This is a genomic window from Citrobacter koseri ATCC BAA-895, from assembly GCF_000018045.1.
Lineage (GTDB): Bacteria > Pseudomonadota > Gammaproteobacteria > Enterobacterales > Enterobacteriaceae > Citrobacter_B > Citrobacter_B koseri.
Genome location: NC_009792.1, coordinates 3045986 through 3070504 on the forward strand (window position 1 = coordinate 3045986; position 24519 = coordinate 3070504).

A 24519-nucleotide genomic window follows, 5' to 3' on the forward strand; every position below is an offset into this window, starting at 1 on the left:
GGAGTCTCTATAATTAGTTGAAGGTTTTTTGTTTTTAGCTGAGGCGTTGAGGGCCAGCGCGGATTCCCTGCGCCTGACTTATCCAGGCGGGAACGCTAAATGAGGCCTGAGGCGTAAAGTGCGCACGGGCGACGCGACGTACAATCGTTGGCGGTGTGCCTTCCTGCGTCAGCATCGCGCTGAGCGTGTTCAGTAACGCAATATGGTGCGCCTGAAGTGGCGAAGACTCTTCAACAACCGGCAGCGTTTGCGGCGCCATGGCAAAAGAGAGATGGCGGATAACCGTGCGAATCGCATGCTGATGCCAGTAGTCGACGGTAAAATTCGGGCGGCGGTTACTCGCCTCCAGCAGCGCGAGCTGGCTGAAGTTAACCTTAACGGATTGATCGTGATTACTGGCGGTCGCTTTCGCCGGCGTATTAGGCTCGGCTGCGTTACTGAGAGCGGGCAGACCAAAGCTAGCCGCGACCATCCCCAATAAGAGATGCGGCCAGAAGTACCGTCTACCTAACTGTCGCCAGCGCGTCAGTATTCCACTCACGTCATTGCCACCCTGATATGCCCGGCATGTGGGCTTACGAATTCAAAACGTTTTTTGCGCACAAATCTTACCATTAAAGCGTACGCTCTACAGCAGTAATGACATGGCGCTGAGGATAAAAATGCTTAAGAAAGCAGCGAACGCACTGTATTTCGGTTCAGAGGCAGAGAAAAAGGCGAAGGCAAACGCCGGACGGAAGAGATAAAAAAACGACTGGCTTACCTGGCCGGAGAGGGTGCCAGATTAACCAGTCGAATTTATGCGACAGGTATACACTTCATCCTTCAAGCTGCCTCTTTGTTGGCTGCCTTCTCTCACCCCAGTCACGTACTGGTTGTACACTCCTGGGAATTCGCTCAGTTGCCGTCTTGATGCAACTTGAATGATTTTGTGTATAGCTATTATGCCAGTACAGTCGAAGGCGCTTTGAAAGCCAACGGCAGTTCTGCGTCGTCCTGGAAGGTCACATATTCCCAGGCTTCCTGTTTCGCCAGGACAGCCTGCAACAGTTTGTTATTCAATGCGTGACCGGACTTATACGCGGTAAACGCACCAATAATGTTGTGACCGCACATGAACAAGTCACCGATCGCGTCGAGCATTTTGTGACGAACAAATTCGTCTTCAAAACGCAGACCGTCTTCGTTCAGTACGCGATAATCGTCAACAACGATGGCACAATCGAAGCTGCCGCCCAGGCACAGGCCACGGGACTGCAAATATTCGATATCACGCATGAAACCGAAGGTACGCGCACGGCTGATCTGGCGCATGAACGCGTCCGCAGAGAAGTTCATCGCATAGCGCTGGCTGCTGGAATCAATCGCCGGATGGTTAAAGTCGATGGTGAAATCCAACGTAAAACCATTGTACGGCTTAAATTCAGCCCACTTATCGCCATCTTCGACGCGAACCGTCTCTTTGATGCGTACAAATTTTTTGGCGCAGTTCAGCTCATCAATACCCGCATCAAGCAGCAGGTAGACAAACGGAGCAGCACTGCCATCCATGATCGGGATTTCCGGCGCATCGACTTCGATAACGATATTATCGATACCCAGACCCGCCAGAGCAGCGTTAAGGTGCTCTACGGTTGAAATCCGTACATCATGCTCGTTGACCAGACACGTACAGAGCATGGTATCACGCACAGATTTGGCATCGGCCGGGAAATCTACCGGTGGATTCAAGTCGGTGCGACGATAGATGACCCCGGTGTTGGCCGGCGCAGGGCGTAAGGTCAGGGTGACTTTCTTGCCGGTATGTAAACCGACACCTGTCGCCTGAACGATACGTTTAAGTGTCCTTTGTTTGATCATCGTATAATCTCGCCAAATTACCTATCCAACCGAAGTGTACTATACATTCGGTGGGCCAGTTTAGCACAAAGAGCCGTGAATCCCAAATTCCAGCCAATTCTTAATCGGCTTGCTTACGCAGGAACGCAGGGATATCCAGATAATCCGGTTCTTTTGCCGTTTGCGGCGTATTGTCGTTCACCACTTTTGCGACCGGCTTCTGCTCTTGCGTCAGCGGCGCCATGCCGTGCTGCTGGTAACGATCCATCACCGGCTGCTGTACCTGTTTGTTGGTCACCAGGGTGATTTCAGGACGCTTGTCCATACCAATACCGGTTGCCACAACGGTGACGCGCAGTTCGTCGTTCATATCCGGGTCCAGAGAAGTACCGATAACCACGGTCGCGTTATCCGACGCAAAAGCACGGATGGTGTTACCGACGGTTTCGAACTCATCCAGACGCAGGTCGAAGCCCGCAGTGATGTTAACCAGCACGCCGCGCGCGCCAGACAGATCGATATCTTCCAGCAGCGGAGAAGAGATCGCCATTTCTGCCGCTTCTTCCGCACGGTCTTCACCGCTTGCCACGCCGGAGCCCATCATCGCGTAGCCCATTTCGGACATCACGGTGCGCACGTCTGCAAAGTCGACGTTCATCAGACCCGGGCGGGTAATCAGCTCAGCGATACCCTGCACCGCGCCTTTCAGCACGTCGTTCGCCGCGCCAAACGCATCCAGCAGGGAGATACCGCGTCCCAGCACTTTCAGCAGTTTGTCGTTCGGGATGGTGATCAGCGAGTCCACATGTTTGGACAGCTCAGTAATACCCTGCTCCGCAAATGCCATGCGCTTCTTGCCTTCGAAGTTGAAAGGCTTCGTCACCACGGCAACGGTCAGGATACCTAAATCTTTTGCCACTTCCGCAACCACTGGCGCTGCACCGGTACCGGTACCGCCGCCCATGCCTGCTGCGATAAACACCATGTCTGCGCCGTCAAGCGCTGCACGCAGTGCTTCACGATCTTCGTCCGCCGCATTGCGACCGACTTCCGGGTTTGCACCCGCGCCCAGACCTTTGGTGATGCCGCTACCAATCTGAATGGTCTGCCCAACCGCAGTCTTACGCAACGCCTGAGCGTCGGTATTCACCGCGAAGAATTCAACACCTTCGATGCGCTCGCGCACCATGTGTTCAACGGCATTACCGCCGCCGCCACCGACGCCGATGACTTTAATCACCGCGTCGTTGGTCAGTTCCATAGGTTCAAACATAGTTTCTCTCCGTTTTGTGCCTGTCGCCTGAGACCGTTAATAGTCGCCGGTCTCATAAAAATTAAAACTCTTTTCGCAGCCAGCTATTAAGTCGCTTGATCCACGAGCCAACTGATGCCGTAACACGTTTTTCCACTTCCGCTTCGCCACTTAAGTGGGACTCTTTCCCGTAGTGAAGCAGCCCCACCGCCGTTGAGTAGTACGGCTCCTGGGCATAATCCGTCAGTCCGGTAATATTCAGCGGCGCGCCAATACGCACTTGCGTATGGAACACGCGCTGAGCACAGGCAGCAAGACCTTCAATTTGCGCCGCGCCGCCGGTTAATACAATCCCCGCCGCCAGATGATGTTTCACACCCTGCTGGCGAAGCTGTTCCTGTAATTGCAAAATCTCTTCGTTGACCAGGTTGAGAAGCTCGGTGTAACGCGGCTCAATCACCTCCGCAAGCGTCTGACGTTGCAGGCTACGCGGCGGACGACCGCCCACGCTCGGCACTTCAACGCTTTCGTCTTTGCCGACGATAGAGCCCAGCGCGCAGCCGTGACGCACTTTGATGGCTTCAGCATCGCTCGGCGGCGTACCGAAGGCATACGCGATATCGCTGGTCACGACATTCCCTGCGTAAGGGATTACCTTGGTATGGCGCAACGCCCCGCCAGTATAAACGGCGATATCCATTGTACCACCACCGATATCAACCACGCAGACGCCCAGTTCACGTTCATCTTCCGTTAAAACGGAGTAACTGGCCGCTAACCCGGCAAATATGAGTTGGTCAACTTTCAGGCCACAACGTTCCACCGCTTTAACGATGTTTTTCGCCATGTCGTTGTGGCATGTGATCAAGTGCACTTTTGCCTGCATACGCACGCCGGAAAGGCCAACCGGATTCTTAATGCCTTCCTGGTAATCGATCGCATATTCCTGCGGAATGACATGCAGTACACGATGCTCATCACGCACGCGCACCGACTTCGCGGTATGCACGACGTTTTCCACATCTTCCTGCGTCACTTCTTCTTCGGAGATCGGCACCATACCAATTTCATTCTGACAGCTAATGTGCTTGCCAGAAAGCGCCAGATACACCGAGGAGATCTGGCAATCCGCCATCAGCTCCGCCTGGTCAATGGCGCGCTGTACGCACTTCACCACTGACTCGAGGTCGTTCACCCCGCCTTTATCCATACCTCGCGACGGGCAACTGCCCACGCCAATGATATTGACCATACCGTCGGGCAGAACTTCCCCTACTAAAGCGGCAACCTTCGCGGTGCCAATCTCCAGTCCTACTACCAGTTTTCTGTCCGTCGCCTTGATCATTGTTGTTCTGCCTGTGCCTGATTCTGTTGCTGATTAGATTCCTCTGGAGGTAAGGGTGCCCACCCTACTGCCGCCCCCGAGTCATAACGCAAATCAACGTAGCTTATCCGTTTGCCATCGGTTTGCGCCTGCTGCTGTAAAACCGGATAAAGTTCTACAAAGCGAGCCAAACGTTTCATCGTATCGCCCCTGCCGAGGTTGAGCTTAATATCGTTATTCAGCGTCAACTGCCAGGAACGACGCGCGGTCATTGCCGCTTCCTTCAGGGTGAATCTGTCCTTAGCCAGCACCTGCCCCATATCGCGATACCCCTGCAACACTTCACTCGCGCTGCCTTCCGGGCCATACAACATGGGTAATACCTGTTTACTGGTTCGCTCTGCCGGTACGCTGAAGGTATTGCCTTCGGCATCAACCATATGCTGATCATTCCAACGCGCAATCGGCACATATTCAACCAGATGAATCTTCAATTCATCAGGCCATTGCTTTCTGACGCTGGCCTGTTTAATCCACGGTAAACGCTCTATCTGGCTCTGGATAATGTTCACATCCTGAGTCATAAACGTACCCGGCGCGCCCAACGCCAGAATCGACTGGCGGATGTCATCATTGCGCGTGTAATGCCGCTCGCCGGTCAACACCAGTTTCGACAACGGCAAACGCTGCGCATCTTCCATCCAGCCCAACACAACCCAGCCGCTGACAAACACGGTGCAGAGCACCGTCAGCAGGAACAGTATTCCTGCAAGACGCGTTCCATTATTGCGCCGTGAAGAAGACACCTCTTCATCACTGTTTCGCGTGTTCAGCGCAGCCTGCGACATATCAGTCCGCCAACTCCAGAATTCGTACCACCAACTGCGAGAAGCTCATGCCCGCCTGACGCGCCGCCATCGGCACCAGACTGTGGCTGGTCATACCCGGCGAGGTATTCGCTTCCAGCAGATAAAACTGGCCATCGCTGTCCAGCATGACGTCGATGCGGCCCCATCCTTTGCAACCCAACGCGGTCCACGCTTTCAGGACCAATGTCTGCAAAATAGCCTCTTGTTCCTCTTCCAGACCTGCCGGGCAGAAATATTGTGTCTCATCAGAGAGATACTTCGCCTCATAATCATAGAAGGTTCCGGCGGGTTGGATACGAATTGACGGTAAAATTTCTTCACCGAGTATCGCAACCGTAAATTCCGGGCCACTGAGCCATTTCTCAATCAGTACTTCTTCATCATGCTGAAAAGCCAATGCTAATGCTGCCTGCAAAGCATTTTCTTCTACCACTTTCGACATGCCGACGCTGGAACCTTCACGGCTCGGCTTCACAATCAGCGGCAAACCCAGCGCAGAAATTCGCGTTAGCGCGTCGTCGCTAAGCCCTTTTTCAAACTCAGCGCGCGTCAATGCCACCCACGGCGCAACCGGTAATCCGGCGCCCTGCCACAGCAATTTGCTGCGCAGTTTATCCATTGAGATTGCTGAAGCCATCACCCCGCTGCCGGTATAGGGCAGGCCAATCAGATCCAGCATCCCTTGCAGCGTGCCATCTTCGCCGCCGCGACCATGCAACGCAATAAACACCTTCTGAAAACCCATTGATTTCAGCAGGGTGACATCAACCTCTTTCGGGTCGATCGGATGCGCATCCACGCCGCCTTCGCGTAACCCGGCCAGCACCGCCGCGCCGGAATTCAGCGAAACATCACGTTCGGCGGAGGTTCCACCCAACAGGACCGCGATTTTATCAGCCATGTTGCTCCTCCTCCTGGGTTTGCGGCTTCAGTTTAATTTCAGCTAAGGTGCGCGCAATTTTGCCGATATTTCCCGCGCCTTGCACCAAAATCAAATCATTACCGGTTAATACCGGCGCCAGCATTTGCGCAACCTGCGCCGGATCGGAGACCAGAATCGGGTCAATTTTACCGCGACCGCGAATCGTACGGCACAGCGAACGGCTGTCCGCTCCCGGAATTGGCGCTTCGCCTGCGGCGTAAACATCCAGCATTAACAGCGCGTCAACCTGCGTCAGCACGTTGGCGAAATCGTCGTACAGATCGCGCGTACGCGTGAAGCGGTGCGGCTGGAAAACCATCACCAGATTTTTATCCGGCCAGCCTGCACGCGCGGCCTTAATGGTGGCGTCAACTTCCGTTGGATGATGGCCGTAATCATCGACCAGCATCGCCGTCCCTGCTTTACCGTTTACCGGCTCAAGCGGGAATTCGCCGAGGAAATCGAAGCGACGCCCGGTACCCTGGAAGCTTTCCAGCGCGCGCAGAATCGCCTCGTCGTCAATCCCTTCTTCGGTCGCCACCGCCACGGCTGCCGCCGCGTTCAGCGCATTGTGGCGGCCCGGCGCATTCAGCGTCACCTGCATTGCAGGTTTATCCTGACGCAGCAGCGTAAAATGCCCCTGCGGCCCAACCTGCTGGTACTCTTCCACACGCACGTCAGCGTCGTCGCTAAAACCATAAGTTGTGGTCTGACGGCCCACGCGCGGCAGCAGCTCGCGGATCACCGGATCGTCAACACACATCACTGCACGACCATAAAACGGCAAATTGTGCAGGAAATTAATAAAGGTCTGCTTCAAATTTTCGAAGTCGCCCTGGTAAGTATCCATATGGTCGGCTTCAATATTGGTGACAATCGCCACCATCGGTTGCAGATGCAGGAACGACGCATCGCTCTCATCCGCTTCCGCAATCAGATAACGGCTGTGGCCTAAACGCGCATGCACGCCCGCCGCTTTCACCAGCCCACCGTTGACGAAGGTCGGATCCAGTCCCGCTTCCGCGTAAATGCTGGAGACCATCGCGGTGGTCGTAGTTTTACCGTGCGTCCCGGCAATGGCGATGCCGTGACGAAAACGCATTAATTCCGCCAGCATCTCCGCGCGGCGGATCACCGGAATACGCGCTTCATGCGCCGCGACAATCTCCGGGTTATCCGCAGAGATCGCGCTGGAAACCACCACCACGCTCGCATCGCGCACGTTTTCCGGGCGATGATTGAAGAAAATGGTGGCGCCGAGGCTCGCCAGTTGCTGCGTAACCGGATTCGGCGCTAAATCAGAACCACTGATCTGATACCCTTCATTGGCCAGAACTTCGGCAATACCGCCCATACCGGCACCACCGATGCCGACAAAGTGGATGTGCCGAACGCGACGCATTTCGGGCACGATGGAACGCAGTTTTGCCAGTTGTTGTGTATTCATTCTTTACGCCATTCACTTCTCAATTCATGCGGTGCAAAAGGCACCGCCACAATTACGCCCGGGCAGCCCGGCTCACTTCATTTGCAACACGCTCGGTGGCATCTGGAATAGATGCAGCGCGGGCACGTTCTGCCATGGTTAATAACGTTTCTCGCGACCACCCGGACAGGGTGCTGGCGACGGCATCCACAGTAAACTGCGGCTGCTCAAAAATTTTGGCGGCCCCCGCTTTCTCCAGCGGCAGGGCATTCCAGTACTGCTGCCGGTCTTTATGCTGAAACGGCACAAACAGCGCGGGCAAACCGGCGGCGGCGATTTCACTCACCGTTAACGCGCCAGAGCGGCAAACGACAACATCCGCCCACGCATAGGCTGCGGCCATGTCATCAATAAATTCCGTCACCTTATGCTGCGGTTGCCCCGCCCCGGCATAAGCCTGCTCTACGGTCTGCTGCGCGCCTTTACCGCTTTGATGCCAGATAGTGACCGTATCGCCCAGTTTTGCCGCGACCTGCGGCAGCGTCTGGTTCAATACCCGCGCCCCCTGAGAGCCGCCCACCACCAGCACGCGAATCGGCCCTTCACGTCCGGCCAGGCGTTCTTGCGGCAAGGGGAGCGCCAGTACGTCAGTACGTACCGGGTTTCCGACCACGTCCGCTTTCGGAAACGCGCCGGGAAAAGCCTGCATCACCGTCGTGGCGATTTTCGCCAGCCACTTATTGGTCAACCCTGCAATGCCGTTTTGCTCATGCAGCACAACCGGAATACCCAGCGACCACGCCGCCAGACCGCCGGGGCCAGAGACATAGCCGCCCATGCCGAGCACCACATCAGGCTTAAACTGCTTCATGATCGCCCGCGCCTGGCGCCAGGCGTTAAAAATACGCAGCGGTGCCGCTAGCAGCGCTTTCACGCCTTTTCCGCGCAAACCGGAAATGCGAATAAAATCAATCTCAATGCCATGCTTCGGCACTAAATCCGCTTCCATACGATCGGCGGTTCCGAGCCAGCGTACTTGCCAGCCCTGGTCCATTAAATGGTGCGCGACGGCCAGTCCCGGGAACACATGTCCGCCAGTACCGCCCGCCATCACCATTAACCGCTTCGGTTGACCACTCATCGTGAACCTCGTGTAAACGCCTGCGCTTTTTCCAGACGCGTTTCATAATCAATACGTAACAAAAACATGATGGCCGTCGACATGATCAGCAAACTGGAACCACCATAACTGATCAGCGGCAGCGTCAGCCCCTTCGTTGGCAGCATGCCTGCCGCCGCGCCGACGTTGACCAGCGCCTGGAAGCTGAACCAGATTCCAATCGAGCAGGCCAGGAACCCTGAAAAACGGTGATCAATCTCCAGCGCCTTACGGCCAATCGACATCGCGCGAAAAGCGACGAAGAATACCATTAAAAGCGCCAGTACCACACCGATATAACCCAGTTCTTCCCCAATAATGGCGAAGATGAAGTCAGTATGCGCTTCCGGCAGATACTCCAGTTTTTGTACCGAGTTCCCCAGCCCCTGCCCCCACATCTCACCACGGCCAAATGCCATCAGGGATTGCGTCAGCTGGTAGCCGCTGCCAAACGGATCTTCCCAGGGGTTCCAGAAAGAGGTCACACGGCGAATACGATACGGTTCGGCGAGGATCAGCAGGATCACCGCCGATATCCCCATGCCGATGATGGCAATGAACTGCCATAACTTCGCCCCGGCGAGAAACAGCATCGCCAGCGTGGTAACGAACAGCACCACCACCGTCCCGAGATCGGGCTGCGCCAGCAGCAAAATCGCCAGCACCAGAATCACGCCCATCGGTTTTAAGAAGCCGCGCAGGTTATTACGCACTTCATCAACTTTGCGCACCAGATAGTTGGCGAGGTAGCAAAACAGCGACAGTTTGGTAAATTCCGCAGGCTGAATACGCAGCGGCCCCAGCGCAATCCAACGCGATGCCCCGTTAACTGAGCTACCCACCACCAGCACGATCAACAACATGATGATCGACGCGATCAGCATCGTGGTGCTGTACTTTTGCCAGAATTCCATCGGTAAACGCAGCGTGATCATCGCCAGGCAAAACGCCAGGAGTATGTACAGCGCGTCACGCTTGGCAAACAGGAAAGGATCGTTCGCCAGACGTTGTCCGACAGGCATTGACGCCGACGTCACCATGATGAAACCGATCGCCGCCAGGCCAAATGTCAGCCAGAGCAACGTGCGGTCGTACATGATCAGGCTATCGTCGTCTTTATCGCGCGACGCCATCACCCAGCCTTTAAGCGCCGTAAAGACCCATACCAGGATTCCAAATCCCGGCAGGCGCGGCATTCTCAGGCGAGGGAGAGATAAACGCATCAACCTAACTCCTTCGCCAGACGGGTAAAGACATCGCCCCGTTGCTCAAAATTCTTAAACTGATCGAGGCTGGCGCAGGCCGGAGACAACAGAACCATATCGCCCGGTTGCAAACGCGGCGCCAGCAGACGCATCGCCTCTTCCATCGTCTCAGTTTGTTCTGCGATTTCCGGGCGCAGCGCCGCCAGCTGCGCGCCATCACGACCAAAGCAGTACAGGCGAACGCGATCGCCGCCCAAATAACGGGTGAGCGAAGAGAAATCCGCCGATTTACCATCGCCGCCGAGCAGCAGGTGCAGCGTACCGTCTACGTGCAGGCCATTCAGCGCCGCTTCCGTGCTGCCTACGTTGGTGGCTTTGGAATCGTTAATCCAGCGCACGCCGTTATGCTCCAGCGCCAGCTGGAAGCGATGCGCCAGGCCGGTAAAGGTCGTCAACGCTTTCAGGCTGCTGGCGCGCGGTAAACCCGCTGCATCGGCCAGCGCCAGCGCCGCCAGCGCATTGGTGTAGTTGTGCTGGCCGGAAAGCTTCATCTCTTTCACGTTCAACACTTTTTCCCCCTTCACCCGCAGCCAGGTCTCGCCCTGCTGGCGATTGAGGTGATAATCCCCCATGTTGACGCCAAAACTGACGCAACGCGCATCCGCGCCGCGTACCGGCATGGTCAGCGCGTCATCAGCATTCACCACACAAACTTTCGCATTCTCATACACGCGCAGTTTTGCCGCGCGATACTGTTGCAGACCAAACGGATATCGGTCCATATGGTCTTCGGTAACGTTCAGGATGGTTGCGGCAACGGCCTGTAGGCTGGATGTCGTTTCCAGCTGGAAGCTGGAAAGCTCCAGTACGTACAGCTCGCGAGCGGCGTCCAGCAGCATCAACGCAGGCAGACCAATGTTACCGCCAACGCCCACGTTCACGCCCGCCGCTTTCGCCATCTCGCCTACCAGCGTGGTCACGGTGCTTTTACCGTTCGATCCGGTGATCGCCACGATCGGCGCCTGCGCTTCGCGACAGAACAGTTCGATATCGCCGACAATCTCAATACCCGCATCGGCGGCAGCGCTCAGTGAAGGATGCGCCAGAGCAATACCAGGGCTGGCGACAATCAGATCCGCCGCCAGTAGCCAGTCATCATTCAGGCTGCCGACGTGACGCTCTACCGCTTCCGGTAATTTGTCCAGACCCGGCGGCGTCGCACGGGTATCCATTACGCGCGGCGTTACACCGCGCGCCAGGAAAAAGTCCACGCAGGAAAGTCCGGTCAATCCCAGACCAATAATGACGACTTTTTTACCCTGGTAATCAGCCATGATTAACGTACCTTCAGCGTTGCCAGGCCAATCAGGACCAGCATCAGCGAAATAATCCAGAAGCGCACGATAACGCGCGGTTCCGGCCAGCCTTTCAGTTCATAGTGATGGTGAATCGGCGCCATGCGGAAGATGCGCTGCCCGCGCAATTTAAAGGAACCGACCTGCAAAATGACTGACAGGGTTTCCACGACAAACACGCCGCCCATAATCACCAGCAAAAACTCCTGACGCAGCAGCACCGCGATGATGCCCAGCGCGCCGCCCAGCGCCAGCGACCCGACGTCTCCCATAAAGACCTGCGCCGGATAGGTGTTAAACCACAGGAAGCCTAAGCCCGCGCCGACAATCGCCGTACAGACAATCACCAGTTCACCGGCATGACGTAAGTACGGAATATGCAGGTAGTTGGCGAAATTCATGTTGCCGGTTGCCCACGCCACCAGCGCAAAACCGGCGGCGACGAATACGGTCGGCATAATCGCCAGGCCGTCCAGGCCATCGGTCAGGTTAACCGCGTTGCCCGTTCCGACGATCACGAAGTACGCCAGCAGCACGTAGAACAGACCCAGTTGCGGCATCACGTCTTTAAAGAACGGCACCACCAGTTCGGTGGCCGGCGTGTCTTTCCCCGCCAGATACAGCGCGAACGCCACGCCCAGCGCAATCACCGACATCCAGAAATATTTCCAGCGAGCGATCAGCCCTTTGGTGTCTTTACGCACCACTTTGCGGTAATCATCGACAAAACCAATAATGCCGTAGCCCACCAGCACCACCAGCACGCACCAGACGTACGGGTTAGACGGGTAAGCCCACAGCAGGACGGAGACCACAATCGCCGTCAGAATCATAATCCCGCCCATTGTTGGCGTACCGCGCTTGCTAAAGTGCGATTCCGGGCCGTCATTACGCACGACCTGGCCAAAAGACAATTTTTGTAAGCGGGCAATCATACGCGGGCCCATCCACAAGGAGATGAACAGCGCGGTCAGCAGGCTGACGATGGCGCGAAACGTCAGATAGGAAAAGACGTTAAAGCCGGAATAATATTTGACCAAATGTTCGGCCAGCCAAACTAACATGTTCCATTCTCCTGTAATGCGCGTACTACCTCTTCCATGGCGGCACTACGTGAACCCTTCACTAAAATGGTAATAATCTGATGCTCCGCAATCAGCGTGTTAAGACGCGCGACCAGAGCCGATTTATCCGCAAAATGTTCGCCAACGCCGCTGGCATTGCCGATCGCCTGACTCAGTTTTCCTGTACTCAGCACGCTGTCGATACCCGCCGCTTTTGCCGCTTCACCGACCTGAACATGGCATGCTTCGCTTTCCGCGCCCAGCTCCGCCATATCGCCAACCACCAGCACCCGGTAGCCTGGCATTTCAGACAGCACCTGCACAGCGGCGGTCATCGAACCGACGTTGGCGTTATAGGAGTCATCAAGTAACAGCTGGTTGTCATTCAACTGGATGGGGAACAGGCGCCCCGGCACGGCTTTCAGGTTCGCCAGACCGGTTTTAATGGCGTCAAGGGTCGCCCCTACCGCCATCGACAGCGCAGCCGCCGCCAGCGCGTTTGCAATATTGTGACGACCAGGAAGCGGCAGCAGGACGTCAATGTCGCCCGTCGGCGTTTGCAGCGTGAATTCCGTACCGTGCGAGGTCACATGGATATTGGTCGCGGTAAAATCGCTGTTGGCGGCATTCGGTGAAAAACGCCACACTTTGCGATCGCCAATAATGCCCTGCCAGTTCAGCCAGTCGTTGTTATCGGCGTTCATAATGGCGATCCCATTCACCGGCAAGCCGGTATAGATTTCGCCTTTCGCTTTCGCCACGCCCGCCAGCGAACCGAATCCTTCCAGGTGCGCTGCCGCCAGATTATTAACCAGTGCCGCTTCAGGACGCGTCAGGCCGACGGTCCAGGCAATTTCGCCCTGGTGATTGGCGCCTAACTCAATGACGGCATAGTCATAATCGTTGTTTAACCGCAGCAACGTCATCGGTACGCCGATATCGTTATTCAGGTTGCCCGCGGTGTATAAGGTGTTGCCACACTGACTCAGAATGGCGGCGGTCATCTCTTTAACGGATGTTTTGCCGGAGGAGCCGGTTAACGCCACGACGCGAGCGGGAACCTGCGCCCGAACCCATGCGGCCAGTTCGCCGAAGGCCAGCCGCGTATCTTTGACGATCAGCTGCGGCAGATCGCAATCCAGCGGGCGACTCACCAGCAGCGCACCGGCGCCGCCCTCTTTCGCGTTATCCGCAAAATCATGGGCGTCGAAACGCTCGCCTTTCAGCGCCACAAACAGGCAGCCCGGCGTCACTTTACGCGTATCAGTCGTGACCGCGTCAATCGTCAGGTCTGCGCCCTGTAATTCGCCGTGCAGAATACCGGCCAGTTGGCTGAGCGTTACGCTAATCATGCAATCACCCCCAGCAGACGCGCAGCCGTCACGCGGTCGGAGTAATCAAGGCGCTGAGTACCGACAATCTGGTAATCCTCATGCCCTTTACCCGCGACCAGAACCACGTCGTTTTCTTTCGCCTGCATAATGGCGCAGGTCACCGCCTCCGCGCGGCCTTCCATCACTTTCGCGTGCCCGGCATCCAGCATACCCGCCAGAATGTCGTTAATGATCGCGCGCGGCTCTTCGGTGCGTGGGTTATCGTCTGTCACGACCACCACGTCCGCGAACTCTTCGGCAATCGCCCCCATCAGCGGACGTTTACCTTTATCGCGATCGCCGCCGCAGCCAAAGACGCACCACAGTTGACCAGTACAGTGCAACCGCGCAGCCTGCAACGCTTTTTCCAGCGCATCCGGCGTGTGGGCGTAATCGACCACCACCGTGGTTTTGCCCGGCGCGCTGAACACCTCCATCCGCCCGCAAACCGGTTGCAGTCGAGGGGCGGTTTTCAGCAGATCCGCCAGGGGGTAGCCAAGCGCCAGCAACGTTGCCAGCGCCAGCAGCAGGTTGCTGACGTTAAACGCGCCCATCAGACGGCTTTCAATCTCGCCTTCGCCCCAACTGGAGTCGAAACGGATCGTCGCGCCGCTATCGTGGTACTTCACCTCAACCGCTTTCAGCCAACGTCCGTGGCAGTTCGGGTTGATATGATCCTCCATCGAGACCGCAACGGCATCCGGCAACCTCACCAGCCATCGGCGTCCGACTTCATCATCGGCATTGACGATAGCCTCGCCGTAATGGTGCGTTGAATAGAGCGTCCATTTCGCCGCTTCGTAATGTTCCATGTCACCGTGATAATCAAGGTGATCGCGGCTTAAATTCGTGAAAACAGAGGCGGCAAATTTCAGCGCGGCGACCCGGTGCTGCACCAGGCCGTGGGAAGAGACTTCCATTGCGCCAAATGTTGCGCCCTGCTCAACCAGACCGGCCAGCACATGCTGTACGTCAACGGCGGAACCGGTTGTGTTCTCCGTCGGGATCACTTTGCCCAACAGGCCATTACCCACCGTTCCCATTACCGCGCTGGTTTCGCCAAGCAGTTGGCTCCACTGCGCCAGCAGTTGCGTGGTGGTGGTTTTTCCGTTCGTTCCGGTCACGCCGACCAGACGCATATGTTCAGATGGCTCGTGGTAGAAGCGGCCCGCCAGTGCAGATAAACGCTCGTTGAGCTGGCTCAGATAGATAACCGGCACACCGTGCATTTCACGGATTTCCCCGTCGGTCGCCTCATCTTTGGCCTCTGCAATAATGGCAGCCACACCTTGCGCTATCGCCTGCGGGATATATCGACGCCCGTCCGCCTGATGACCCACCACTGCCACAAAGAGATCGCCCGATGCAGCCACACGGCTGTCAAGTGTCATCTCCCGCAGTGCTCGCTCCGGTGCGCCAGGCACCCACGGAGCGAGAAGGTCGCGCAAATTACGATCTGCCACCTGTTCCCTCGCCTTGGTTAATTACAAATTCACTTTTTTCGCCCGTTGCCAGCGCATCCGGTTCGATGTTCATGGTGCGCAGTACGCCGCCCATAATGGCACCGAATACCGGCGCGGAAACGGCGCCGCCGTAGTATTTACCCGCCTGCGGATCGTTGATAACAACCACCAGCGCGAAGCGCGGCTGACTCGCAGGCGCAACGCCTGCGGTATAAGCAATGTATTTGTTGATGTAGCGGCCATCCGGCCCCACTTTTTTCGCCGTACCGGTTTTAATGGCGATGCGATAACCTTTGATCGCCGCCTTCACGCCGCCGCCGCCCGGCAGCGCCACGCTTTCCATCATGTGGACGACGGTACGAACGGTCGCTTCCGGGAAGACGCGCTCGCCCGGTACAGGAGGATCAACTTTGGTAATCGACAGCGGACGATAAACGCCGTAGCTGCCAATCGTTGCGTAGACTCGCGCTAACTGTAACGGGGTTACCATTAGCCCATAGCCGAAAGAGAAGGTGGCCCTCTCTATGTCAGACCACCGTTGTTTTTGAGGATATAAGCCACTGCGTTCTCCGACCAACCCCAAATTGGTCGCCTTTCCTAGCCCAAAACGTGAGTAAGTATCTACTAACGCTGAGGACGGCATCGCTAACGCCAGCTTAGAAACGCCGACGTTACTCGACTTCTGTAAAACCCCGGTCAGGGTCAATTCGCTGTAACGCGCCACGTCTTTGATTTCGTGACCATTAATTCGATATGGCACCGTGTTCAGCACGGTGTTTTCACGCACAACCCCGCGCTGTAACGCGGTCATCACCACCATCGGTTTGACGGTTGAACCGGGTTCAAACACGTCCGTGATGGTGCGGTTACGCATGGCGTCTTTCGGCGTACCGGTCAGGTTATTCGGGTTGTAGGACGGGCTGTTCGCCATTGCCAGCACTTCGCCAGTATTGACATCCACCAGCACGGCGCTGCCTGACTCCGCTTTGTTGAAGGCCACGGCGTTGTTCAGTTCGCGATAGACCAACGCTTGCAGGCGCTCATCAATGCTCAGCGCCAGATTGTGCGCGGCCTGGCTGTCGGTAGAAGAGATATCTTCAATAACCCGGCCATAGCGGTCTTTACGTACAATACGTTCGCCAGGCTGGCCGGTCAGCCATTTATCAAAGCTCTTCTCAACCCCTTCGATCCCCTGGCTGTCAACGTTGGTAAAACCGATAAGGTGAGCGGTCACTTCCCCGGAAGGATAGTAACGGCGGGACTCTTCGCGCAGATGAATGCCTGGCAGCTTCAGTTTTTTGATGTAGTCGCCGAGATCCGGGTTAACCTGACGCGCCAGATAGATAAAGCGGCCTTTCGGGTTCGCATTAACGCGAGCCGCCAGTTGGTCGAGCGGCATTTTCAGCGCGTCCGCCAGCGCTTTCCAGCGGTTGTCCAGCGTGATCCCGCCTGCATCATGCAGCTCTTTCGGGTCCGCCCAGATGGCTTTTACCGGCACGCTCACCGCCAGTGGGCGACCTGAGCGGTCGGTGATCATGCCGCGAGAGGTGGAGACTTCCTGTACACGCAGGGAGCGCATGTCGCCCTGACGCACTAACATGTCAGGCGCAATAATTTGCAGCCAGGCCACGCGCCCCAGCAGGAACCCCAGCGCCAGCAGAATGCAGCCGCACAGCAACGCAAAACGCCAACTGACAAAGTTGGCTTGTTCTTCCTGGCGTTTTGGTTTGAGCGTCTTTGCCGCTGCTTTCATGCGTCGCGTTTATCCTTATTTTTGCACTACGATATTTTCTTGTGAGGGATCGACATGCTGCATCTGCAACTTTTCCGTTGCGATCCGTTCTACCCGGCTATGATCGCCGAGCGCGTTTTCTTCAAGAATCAGGTTGCGCCATTCGATATCCAGCGCATCACGCTCCAGCACCAGTTGCTCGCGCTGCGCGGTTAACAGGCGCGTATGGTGCGCCGTTGTCACGACGGTGACCGCCGTTAAAATAATGCAAATGAACAGGCAGAGTGGCAGCTTCCCAAATCGCAAAAGATCGTCACCGATCACGCCAGGCAAAGCATGGCGATTGGTGATTCCCGTCGATCCCTTCACTTTGCTCAGGGCTTCTGTCACTCTGCTGATCATGCGTTCGTCCTCTCTGCAATACGCAGAACTGAACTACGGGCGCGTGGATTTTCCGCCACTTCTTCTTCGCCCGGCATCAACTTGCCTAATGCTCTTAGCTCACGACCGCCCAGTTTTTTGAGCTGCTCTTCCGTCATCGGCAACCCTGCTGGAACCTGTGGACCGCGGCTTTGCTCACGCATAAAGCGCTTCACAATACGGTCTTCCAGCGAGTGGAAACTGATAATGGAAAGCCGCCCACCCGGGGCCAGCACGCTGAGCGAGCTTTTTAGCGCCTGCTCTATCTCCTCCAGTTCACTGTTCACCCAAATGCGCACCGCCTGGAAGGTACGGGTCGCGGGATGTTTGAATTTGTCCTTCACCGGCGTCGCCGCTGCGACCACTTCCGCCAGTTCTTTGGTGCGGGTCATGGGCTGTTCGCGGTTGCGCTCCACAATGGCGCGGGCAATACGTTTCGCAAAACGCTCTTCGCCAAAGGTTTTCAGCACCCAGGCAATATCGGCTTCTTCCGCGGTTTGCAGCCATTCTGCGGCAGACTGACCGCGCGTTGGGTCCATACGCATATCCAGCGGGCCATCGCGCATAAAAGAAAAACCACGTTCGGCATCATCGAGTTGCGGTGAAGAGACGCCAAGATCAAGGAGAATCCCGTCGATCTTGCCGATAAGTTCGCGCTCACTTACATAATCAGCAAGCGCAGAGAAAGGTCCATGAATGATGGAGAAGCGAGGATCATTGATGGCCTGGGCTTCGGCAATAGCCTGCGGATCGCGATCGATCGCCAGCAAACGTCCCTCTTCGCCAAGCCGGGAGAGGATCAGACGTGAGTGGCCGCCGCGACCAAATGTCCCATCAATGTAGATGCCGTCAGGGCGAATGTTCAGACCGTTTACGGCCTCGTCCAACAGCACCGTAGTGTGTTTAAAATTTTCCATCATCATTATAGAGACAAGTCCTGCAGTCGTTCCGACAAGGTTTCGGTTACTGACTGCTCAGCGTCGATATCTTCCTTGACCTGTTGATACCAGGTCGTTTCATCCCACAGTTCAAACTTATTGAACTGTCCAACCAGCATCACTTCTTTCGTCAGCCCGGCATGTTGCCGCAGAATCGGCGCGATCAATAAGCGACCCGCGCTATCCATCTGACATTCGCTGGCATGCCCCAACAGTAAACGCTGCACGCGGCGCTCAACCGGGTTCATGCTCGACAGACGCGATAATTTTTGCTCGATAATTTCCCATTCAGGCAGGGGGTAAAGCAGCAGGCACGGGTGATGGATGTCAATGGTACAAACCATTTGACCGGTAGCGTTCTCGATCAGTTGATCCCGGTAACGGGTGGGCACAGATAAGCGCCCCTTACTGTCGAGATTGACTAACGTTGCTCCCCGGAACATGCCAGCCTCACCCCTTATTACCACTTTGCCCCACAAATTCCCACTTAAAGGAGTTTACGGAGCGGAGGAAAAGCTTGTCAAGCAAGTCAGGACGCTTACCGGAGTAAAAAACCCAATGTATACGGCTAATATCAGCGTTGATTAAATTCCGTCCAACGAGCGAAGCAAATTAACGTCATGAATATTTGTAAGAAAAAAGATCCAAAAACTCATCACCGTTTAAAACGACTCAATATCATCTGATAAAAATATAAAGTGTCAGTTTGCGACGCGAGCGGCATTTTAGGACAATATGCAGCGAGATAACAGTACCTGTTTATCGCTCTCTACGCCCCGCACCGACAAGCCAGCCGCGACGTAGAGGCCACATCGAAAAAAAGTGTTTGTTAATTCGGCAATTCGTCGCCCGCATGTAACAAAATAATACAAAACGGGTTCAATACGACGTCTCAATAAACCTGAAGTCGGTATCGACAGGTTTAAAATCAGCATATTTGAAAGATAAGTCGGATAATTCTAAGGAATAATCTTAATTATGGTGTGAGTATTGTTGGCAGGTGAATATTTGCCCGGTCAGCGACAACGCGCCGGGCGATTTGCCAGATGGCGGCATAACCGCCTTATCCGGCATACAGAAATGGACTAACTGCGGCTAAGAATACCGCGACGGTACAAATTACGTTTGATTCGCGTTAAACCTGGCTTCGGTTTACGCGGCTCATCCAGGCTGGCCAGGACGATCTCCAGGACGCGTTCAGCAACATCACGATGACGCTGTGCGACCGCCAGAACCGGACACTGCAAGAAGTCGAGCAGCTCATTATCGCCAAAGGTGGCGATCGCCAGGTTGGAAGGCAGCTTCCCGTCACGACGTAACGTTACATCCATCACGCCCTGCAAGAGCGCAAACGACGTGGTAAACAGCGCCTGCGGCATCGGGTGAGTTTCCAGCCATTTTTCGAACAGCTGCGCCGCCGCTTCCCGCTCGTAGCTGTTGGCATACAGATAGTGTACTTCGCGCGGATCGTCTTTCCATGCGGTACGGAACCCCTGCTCGCGCAGGAAACTGACGGACAGCTCCGGCAACGCGCCCAGGTAAAGCACCGTTTCCGCCGGGAATTTACGTAACTCTGCCGCCAGCATTTCCGCATCATCCTGATCCGCCCCGACAACGCTGGTGAAATGTTCGCGATCCAGCGCGCGATCCAGCGCCACGATGGGGAAGGAACCATTGGCCCAGCGCTGGTAGAACGGATGCTCCGGCGGTAACGAGGTCGATACAATGATCGCATCCACCTGGCGTTGTAGAAGATGTTCGATACACCGCATTTCGTTATCCGGCTGATCTTCTGAGCAGGCAATCAGCAGTTGATAACCTCGCTGGCGCGCCTGGCGCTCCAGGTAGTTTGCGATACGGGTATAACTCGTGTTCTCCAGATCGGGAATGACCAGTCCGATAGAACGTGTGCGTCCAGCACGCAGCCCGGCGGCCACAGCATTCGGGTGGTAATTATGCTCACGCACCACCGCCATGACTTTCTCGACGGTCTTGTCGCTCACGCGGTATTGCTTTGCTTTTCCGTTAATAACGTAGCTTGCAGTCGTTCGCGATACACCGGCCAGCCGAGCGATTTCATCCAGTTTCACAATTGCCCCTTGCGTAAAATGTACAAACCATAACCATTGTGACGGCATGGGTTAAATTTCTTAACATCTAAGCGCAGAATAGTGACTGCGGCAACCGCTTTTATTCCGGGTTACCACTGATTTCGCAAAAAAAAGCCAACGGGTAGCGTCGGCGGAGGTTGAGACGTCGCCTGTAGGCCGGATAAGCATTAGCGCCATCCGGCAGGGTATAATGGCCTGATGGCGCTTCGCTTATCAGGCCTACAATTGAAAGACAACACAATGACTAACGCATGATCTTGTCGCCGCGCGAAAGCCCGACGACGCCGGAACGAGCAACTTCAACAATTTTCGCCACTTCACGCAGCGTCGCCAGAAACGCGTCCAGCTTATCGCTGGTGCCTGCCAGCTGGACGGTATAAATAGAAGGCGTGACATCAATAATCTGCCCACGGAAAATCTCCGTGTTGCGCTTCACCTCTTCCCTTCCGTATCCGCTGGCCTGAATCTTCACCAGCATGATTTCTCGCTCAACGTGCGCGCCCTGCCCAAGTTCGCTTACGCGCAGAACATCCACCAGCTTGTGCAGTTGCTTTTCAATTTGCTCCAGAACTTTCTCATCGCCAACCGTCTGGATGGTCATACGCGATAACGTCGGATCGTCGGTCGGCGCGACGGTAAGGCTTTCAATGTTGTATCCACGCTGGGCGAAGAGGCCAATCACACGCGACAATGCACCCGACTCGTTTTCCAGCAATACTGATAATATCCGGCGCATAATCAGGTCCTCTCCGTTTTGCTTAACCACATTTCATCCATCCCGCCCCCACGAATCTGCATCGGGTAGACATGCTCACTGCCATCGACGGTGACATCGACAAACACCAGACGATGGTTACGCACATGTTCCAGCGCTTCGCCCAGCTTGCTCTCCAGTTCATCTGGATGATTAATCTGGATACCGATATGCCCATAAGCCTCGGCAAGGCGTACAAAATCGGGCAGCGACTGCATGTAAGACTGGGAGTGGCGCCCGGAGTAGATCATGTCCTGCCACTGTTTGACCATGCCGAGATAGCGGTTGTTAAGGTTGAGCACCAGCACCGGCAGTTCATATTGCAGCGCCGTCGACAGCTCCTGAATGTTCATCTGAATGCTGCCATCTCCCGTGACGCACACCACCGTTTCATCCGGCAGCGCCATCTTCACGCCCAGGGCCGCTGGCAGGCCAAAGCCCATCGTGCCGAGACCGCCGGAGTTAATCCAGCGACGCGGCTTATCAAAGGGGTAGTAGAGCGCGGCGAACATCTGGTGCTGACCGACATCAGAAGTGACATACGCATCGCCTTTCGTCAGACGCCAGATAGCCTCGATCACCGCCTGCGGTTTAATGCTCTCGCTTTGGGTGTCATATTTCAGGCACTGACGGGCGCGCCAGCGTTCAATGTGTTGCCACCAGTCGCGAATATCATCCAGCGGCTGCTGCGCGACTTCCTGCGGCAGTAATTCCAGCATTTGCTCCAGAACCAGGCGCGCATCGCCCACAATGGGAATATCCGCCGTCACGGTTTTAGAGATAGAGGTCGGATCGATATCGATATGCAGCACGGTCGCATTCGGGCAGTATTTCGCCAGATTATTGGTCGTGCGATCGTCAAAACGCACCCCGACGGCAAAAATCACATCGGAATGATGCATGGTCATGTTGGCTTCATAGGTGCCGTGCATCCCCAGCATCCCTAACGACTGACGATGCGTGGCCGGGAATGCGCCCAGCCCCATCAGCGACGAGACGACCGGCAGGTTGAGCGCTTCAATGGTTTGCCGCAGTTGTTCATGACAACCCGCATTCACTGCACCGCCGCCGACGTAGACCACCGGTTTTTTTGCCGCCGCCAGCGTTTGCAGCGCGCGCTTAATCTGCCCTTTATGCCCTGTCGTGGTCGGGTTATAAGAGCGCATACTGACCGACTCCGGCCAGACGTAAGGCAACTTTTTCGCCGGATTCAGAATATCTTTCGGGAGGTCCACGACCACGGGTCCAGGACGCCCGCTTGCCGCCAGCCAGAACGCTTTTTTCAGCACCTGCGGGATGTCTTCCGTCTGTTTAACGAGGAAGCTGTGTTTCACCACCGGACGTGAGATCCCCACCATGTCGCATTCCTGAAAGGCGTCATAGCCAATCAACGACGTCGCCACTTGCCCGGAAAGGATGACCAGAGGAATGGAGTCCATATAGGCCGTGGCAATACCGGTGATCGCATTCGTGGCGCCTGGCCCGGAAGTGACCAGAACGACCCCGACTTCACCTGTTGCCCGTGCCAGGCCATCCGCCATATGCACAGCCGCTTGTTCATGACGGACAAGCACATGATCGATACCACCGACCGTGTGCAGCGCATCATAAATATCGAGGACCGCGCCCCCGGGATAACCGAATACCTGCTTCACGCCCTGATCGATGAGCGATCGGACGACCATCTCGGCTCCAGACAACATCTCCATGGCTTGCTCCACTATTATGATGATTTACCTTTTGCTAACACATTAACTGCTCACCATGACGCAGGCAATTCAGGCTGATGTCGTCGTTCGAAGATAAATAAGAATAAATGAGATGAAAGCGCAGAAGAAACGGCGAATTACACCAGGATAAGCAGATGTGATGATAAATAATCGCTTAAAAATGGGGACTTACAGCAATATCGCCATTTTTTGCGATATGCGTAAAGCGCCTGAATGCACAATTCAGTATAAAATTTCACACACAGACGAAAAAGCAGAATAAACCAGATATTTCACTCTGATTTATTCCGCCCGTATTCACTTTTGACAGACAGAAACCAATAACTCTTCCATCCATTGATGACCCTTATCCCGACCCGCGGCATCATGCCAGGAAAGATAACAGGTCCGGCTATTCAGTTTTAAAGGCAACGGTAATATCTGTAACGCTAATGACTCGGCAAATTCATCGGCTAACCAACGCGGCGCAACTGCCACCAGTTGCGTTTGAGAGACAACATTAAGCACGCTGATCAATGCCATTCCCTGATAAGCGATGCAGCTTTGTCTGTCTGGCGTGTCATACCACGGCTGGCTAAACGAGGCATAACGATCGAGTGAAACGACCGCATGTTGTTCATTATAAACATCGCTCTCCAGCAACGGACCGCTGATACGCGGATGTTTTCTGCTGGCGACCAGCACCATTTCATCTTTAAATAACGATACGCTGGTAAACTCAGGACGGCGAAACTCTTCATACCCAATAACAAATTCCGTTTCCTGATAACGCAGCTGATGTTCCGTATTTTGATTTAACGATGATTTAAAAACGACATGAATATTCGGCGCAATCTTTTCAACGCGATTATAAATAAGCGACGTCAGAATATTATCCAGCGGGCTGCACACGCAAAGATGGAATACACGCTCGCTGCTGGCGGGTTCAAAACCTGAACCGGGCAACTCATTTTGCACCAACTGTAACGCCTGGCGAACGGAACCAAATAGCTGATAAGCGCGCGCCGTTGGCTGGATACCGCGTCCGTACCGGACAAACAGCTCGTCATTAAACATGACTTTCAGACGCGCCACCGCATTACTGACGGCAGGCTGCGACATCCCCAGGGAGTGGGCCGCCCGCGTGATATTCTGCTCTTGCATCACGGCGTCAAAGACGGTCAGTAAATTCAGATCAACCATACGAAGCTGAGGCTTAACCATTTCTATCGGATGCGGTTTATCTATTTCTATCTCTGGCATAGTTAACTCCACTGTCACACTAAACTCCCTTTTTCTTGACGAAATGCAGAAATAATCTCAGGAAATATGATTTATCATGCATATAAAATAAGAAAAAGAGAAAACATAAAAATTAGGAAAACATAAAGGCATCGTTCAGGAAAAGGCGAAAGCCCATGCCAGTACAATACGGCAGAGGCCACAGCACGATGATTCATAATGTTTAAATTACAAAAGCAATATAAACATAAGCGTGGCGAATATACAATCATGCTTTTGGTGAATAATAAATTAAGTTTTAATTAATTGTTTATATTAGTTGTGCTTTTACTCTTAACAATAATTTATCAATAACGAGTGCA

General features: G+C 55.0%; 21 protein-coding genes. All 21 read right to left on the reverse strand.

Going from position 1 to position 24519, the window contains the following annotated elements:
* Window positions 1–34: 34 nt before the first annotated feature.
* Complete coding sequence (secM, locus tag CKO_RS14015) at window positions 35–541, reverse strand: secA translation cis-regulator SecM (protein ID WP_024130709.1); 507 nt, start codon at window positions 539–541, stop codon at window positions 35–37.
* Between the two features lie 401 nt (window positions 542–942).
* A complete protein-coding gene (gene lpxC / locus CKO_RS14020; RefSeq protein WP_012134068.1) occupies window positions 943–1860 on the reverse strand; it encodes a UDP-3-O-acyl-N-acetylglucosamine deacetylase in 918 nt (305 codons plus the stop codon).
* A gap of 100 nt (window positions 1861–1960) precedes the next feature.
* Complete coding sequence (gene ftsZ / locus CKO_RS14025; RefSeq protein WP_004857884.1) at window positions 1961–3112, reverse strand: cell division protein FtsZ; 1152 nt, start codon at window positions 3110–3112, stop codon at window positions 1961–1963.
* Window positions 3113–3173: 61 nt separating this feature from the next.
* Window positions 3174–4436: a cell division protein FtsA gene (gene ftsA / locus CKO_RS14030; protein WP_003018755.1), complete on the reverse strand. Its 1263-nt coding sequence runs from the start codon at window positions 4434–4436 to the stop codon at window positions 3174–3176.
* Window positions 4433–5263: a cell division protein FtsQ gene (gene ftsQ, locus CKO_RS14035; RefSeq protein WP_012134069.1), complete on the reverse strand. Its 831-nt coding sequence runs from the start codon at window positions 5261–5263 to the stop codon at window positions 4433–4435. The genes ftsA and ftsQ overlap by 4 nt, the downstream gene beginning before the upstream one ends.
* 1 nt (window position 5264) lies before the next feature.
* Window positions 5265–6185 (reverse strand): D-alanine--D-alanine ligase, encoded by a 921-nt coding sequence (locus CKO_RS14040; protein WP_012134070.1) that lies wholly within the window; start codon window positions 6183–6185, stop codon window positions 5265–5267.
* A complete protein-coding gene (gene murC, locus CKO_RS14045) occupies window positions 6178–7653 on the reverse strand; it encodes a UDP-N-acetylmuramate--L-alanine ligase (protein WP_012134071.1) in 1476 nt (491 codons plus the stop codon). Before murC ends, CKO_RS14040 begins: the two co-directional genes overlap by 8 nt.
* Window positions 7654–7705: 52 nt before the next feature.
* A complete protein-coding gene (murG, locus tag CKO_RS14050) occupies window positions 7706–8773 on the reverse strand; it encodes an undecaprenyldiphospho-muramoylpentapeptide beta-N-acetylglucosaminyltransferase (protein ID WP_012134072.1) in 1068 nt (355 codons plus the stop codon).
* Entirely contained in the window at window positions 8770–10014 is a 1245-nt protein-coding gene (gene ftsW / locus CKO_RS14055; protein ID WP_024130710.1) for a cell division protein FtsW, read from the reverse strand. The genes murG and ftsW overlap by 4 nt, the downstream gene beginning before the upstream one ends.
* A complete protein-coding gene (gene murD / locus CKO_RS14060) occupies window positions 10014–11330 on the reverse strand; it encodes a UDP-N-acetylmuramoyl-L-alanine--D-glutamate ligase (RefSeq protein WP_012134074.1) in 1317 nt (438 codons plus the stop codon). The genes ftsW and murD overlap by 1 nt, the downstream gene beginning before the upstream one ends.
* A 2-nt stretch (window positions 11331–11332) precedes the next feature.
* The gene (gene mraY / locus CKO_RS14065; RefSeq protein ID WP_012134075.1) at window positions 11333–12415 is read right to left on the reverse strand and encodes a phospho-N-acetylmuramoyl-pentapeptide-transferase; all 1083 of its coding nucleotides are present in this window, start codon (window positions 12413–12415) and stop codon (window positions 11333–11335) included.
* On the reverse strand, window positions 12409–13767 hold the full coding sequence (gene murF / locus CKO_RS14070; protein ID WP_012134076.1) for a UDP-N-acetylmuramoyl-tripeptide--D-alanyl-D-alanine ligase: 1359 nt from the start codon (window positions 13765–13767) through the stop codon (window positions 12409–12411). Before murF ends, mraY begins: the two co-directional genes overlap by 7 nt.
* Window positions 13764–15251, reverse strand: coding sequence for a UDP-N-acetylmuramoyl-L-alanyl-D-glutamate--2,6-diaminopimelate ligase (murE, locus tag CKO_RS14075; protein WP_012134077.1), 1488 nt, complete (start codon window positions 15249–15251; stop codon window positions 13764–13766). The genes murF and murE overlap by 4 nt, the downstream gene beginning before the upstream one ends.
* Entirely contained in the window at window positions 15238–17004 is a 1767-nt protein-coding gene (gene ftsI, locus CKO_RS14080) for a peptidoglycan glycosyltransferase FtsI (RefSeq protein ID WP_012134078.1), read from the reverse strand. Before ftsI ends, murE begins: the two co-directional genes overlap by 14 nt.
* A 15-nt stretch (window positions 17005–17019) precedes the next feature.
* Window positions 17020–17385, reverse strand: a complete 366-nt coding sequence (gene ftsL / locus CKO_RS14085) for a cell division protein FtsL (protein WP_012134079.1) — start codon at window positions 17383–17385, stop codon at window positions 17020–17022.
* Window positions 17382–18323: a 16S rRNA (cytosine(1402)-N(4))-methyltransferase RsmH gene (gene rsmH / locus CKO_RS14090; protein ID WP_024130711.1), complete on the reverse strand. Its 942-nt coding sequence runs from the start codon at window positions 18321–18323 to the stop codon at window positions 17382–17384. The genes ftsL and rsmH overlap by 4 nt, the downstream gene beginning before the upstream one ends.
* A 2-nt stretch (window positions 18324–18325) precedes the next feature.
* Window positions 18326–18784: a division/cell wall cluster transcriptional repressor MraZ gene (gene mraZ, locus CKO_RS14095; RefSeq protein ID WP_012134081.1), complete on the reverse strand. Its 459-nt coding sequence runs from the start codon at window positions 18782–18784 to the stop codon at window positions 18326–18328.
* A 642-nt stretch (window positions 18785–19426) separates the two neighbouring features.
* Window positions 19427–20431, reverse strand: coding sequence for a catabolite repressor/activator (gene cra, locus CKO_RS14100; protein ID WP_024130712.1), 1005 nt, complete (start codon window positions 20429–20431; stop codon window positions 19427–19429).
* A 265-nt stretch (window positions 20432–20696) separates the two neighbouring features.
* Entirely contained in the window at window positions 20697–21188 is a 492-nt protein-coding gene (gene ilvN / locus CKO_RS14105) for an acetolactate synthase small subunit (protein ID WP_003829566.1), read from the reverse strand.
* A 2-nt stretch (window positions 21189–21190) separates the two neighbouring features.
* Window positions 21191–22915 (reverse strand): acetolactate synthase 3 large subunit, encoded by a 1725-nt coding sequence (ilvI, locus tag CKO_RS14110; protein WP_012134088.1) that lies wholly within the window; start codon window positions 22913–22915, stop codon window positions 21191–21193.
* 318 nt (window positions 22916–23233) lie between these two features.
* Window positions 23234–24178, reverse strand: coding sequence for a transcriptional regulator LeuO (gene leuO / locus CKO_RS14115; RefSeq protein ID WP_012134089.1), 945 nt, complete (start codon window positions 24176–24178; stop codon window positions 23234–23236).
* Between the last annotated feature and the right edge of the window lie 341 nt (window positions 24179–24519).

Coding starts and splice junctions, on each gene's coding strand:
- leuO (WP_012134089.1), bottom strand. CDS start 24,178: ATGCCAGAGATAGAAATAGATAAACCGCATCCGATAGAAATGGTTAAG.
- rsmH (WP_024130711.1), bottom strand. CDS start 18,323: ATGATGGAAAATTTTAAACACACTACGGTGCTGTTGGACGAGGCCGTA.
- ftsI (WP_012134078.1), bottom strand. CDS start 17,004: ATGAAAGCAGCGGCAAAGACGCTCAAACCAAAACGCCAGGAAGAACAA.
- ilvI (WP_012134088.1), bottom strand. CDS start 22,915: ATGGAGATGTTGTCTGGAGCCGAGATGGTCGTCCGATCGCTCATCGAT.
- murD (WP_012134074.1), bottom strand. CDS start 11,330: ATGGCTGATTACCAGGGTAAAAAAGTCGTCATTATTGGTCTGGGATTG.
- ftsL (WP_012134079.1), bottom strand. CDS start 17,385: ATGATCAGCAGAGTGACAGAAGCCCTGAGCAAAGTGAAGGGATCGACG.
- murG (WP_012134072.1), bottom strand. CDS start 8,773: ATGAGTGGTCAACCGAAGCGGTTAATGGTGATGGCGGGCGGTACTGGC.
- ftsA (WP_003018755.1), bottom strand. CDS start 4,436: ATGATCAAGGCGACGGACAGAAAACTGGTAGTAGGACTGGAGATTGGC.
- murC (WP_012134071.1), bottom strand. CDS start 7,653: ATGAATACACAACAACTGGCAAAACTGCGTTCCATCGTGCCCGAAATG.
- ftsQ (WP_012134069.1), bottom strand. CDS start 5,263: ATGTCGCAGGCTGCGCTGAACACGCGAAACAGTGATGAAGAGGTGTCT.
- ilvN (WP_003829566.1), bottom strand. CDS start 21,188: ATGCGCCGGATATTATCAGTATTGCTGGAAAACGAGTCGGGTGCATTG.
- lpxC (WP_012134068.1), bottom strand. CDS start 1,860: ATGATCAAACAAAGGACACTTAAACGTATCGTTCAGGCGACAGGTGTC.
- ftsZ (WP_004857884.1), bottom strand. CDS start 3,112: ATGTTTGAACCTATGGAACTGACCAACGACGCGGTGATTAAAGTCATC.
- mraY (WP_012134075.1), bottom strand. CDS start 12,415: ATGTTAGTTTGGCTGGCCGAACATTTGGTCAAATATTATTCCGGCTTT.
- mraZ (WP_012134081.1), bottom strand. CDS start 18,784: ATGTTCCGGGGAGCAACGTTAGTCAATCTCGACAGTAAGGGGCGCTTA.
- ftsW (WP_024130710.1), bottom strand. CDS start 10,014: ATGCGTTTATCTCTCCCTCGCCTGAGAATGCCGCGCCTGCCGGGATTT.
- murF (WP_012134076.1), bottom strand. CDS start 13,767: ATGATTAGCGTAACGCTCAGCCAACTGGCCGGTATTCTGCACGGCGAA.
- CKO_RS14040 (WP_012134070.1), bottom strand. CDS start 6,185: ATGGCTGATAAAATCGCGGTCCTGTTGGGTGGAACCTCCGCCGAACGT.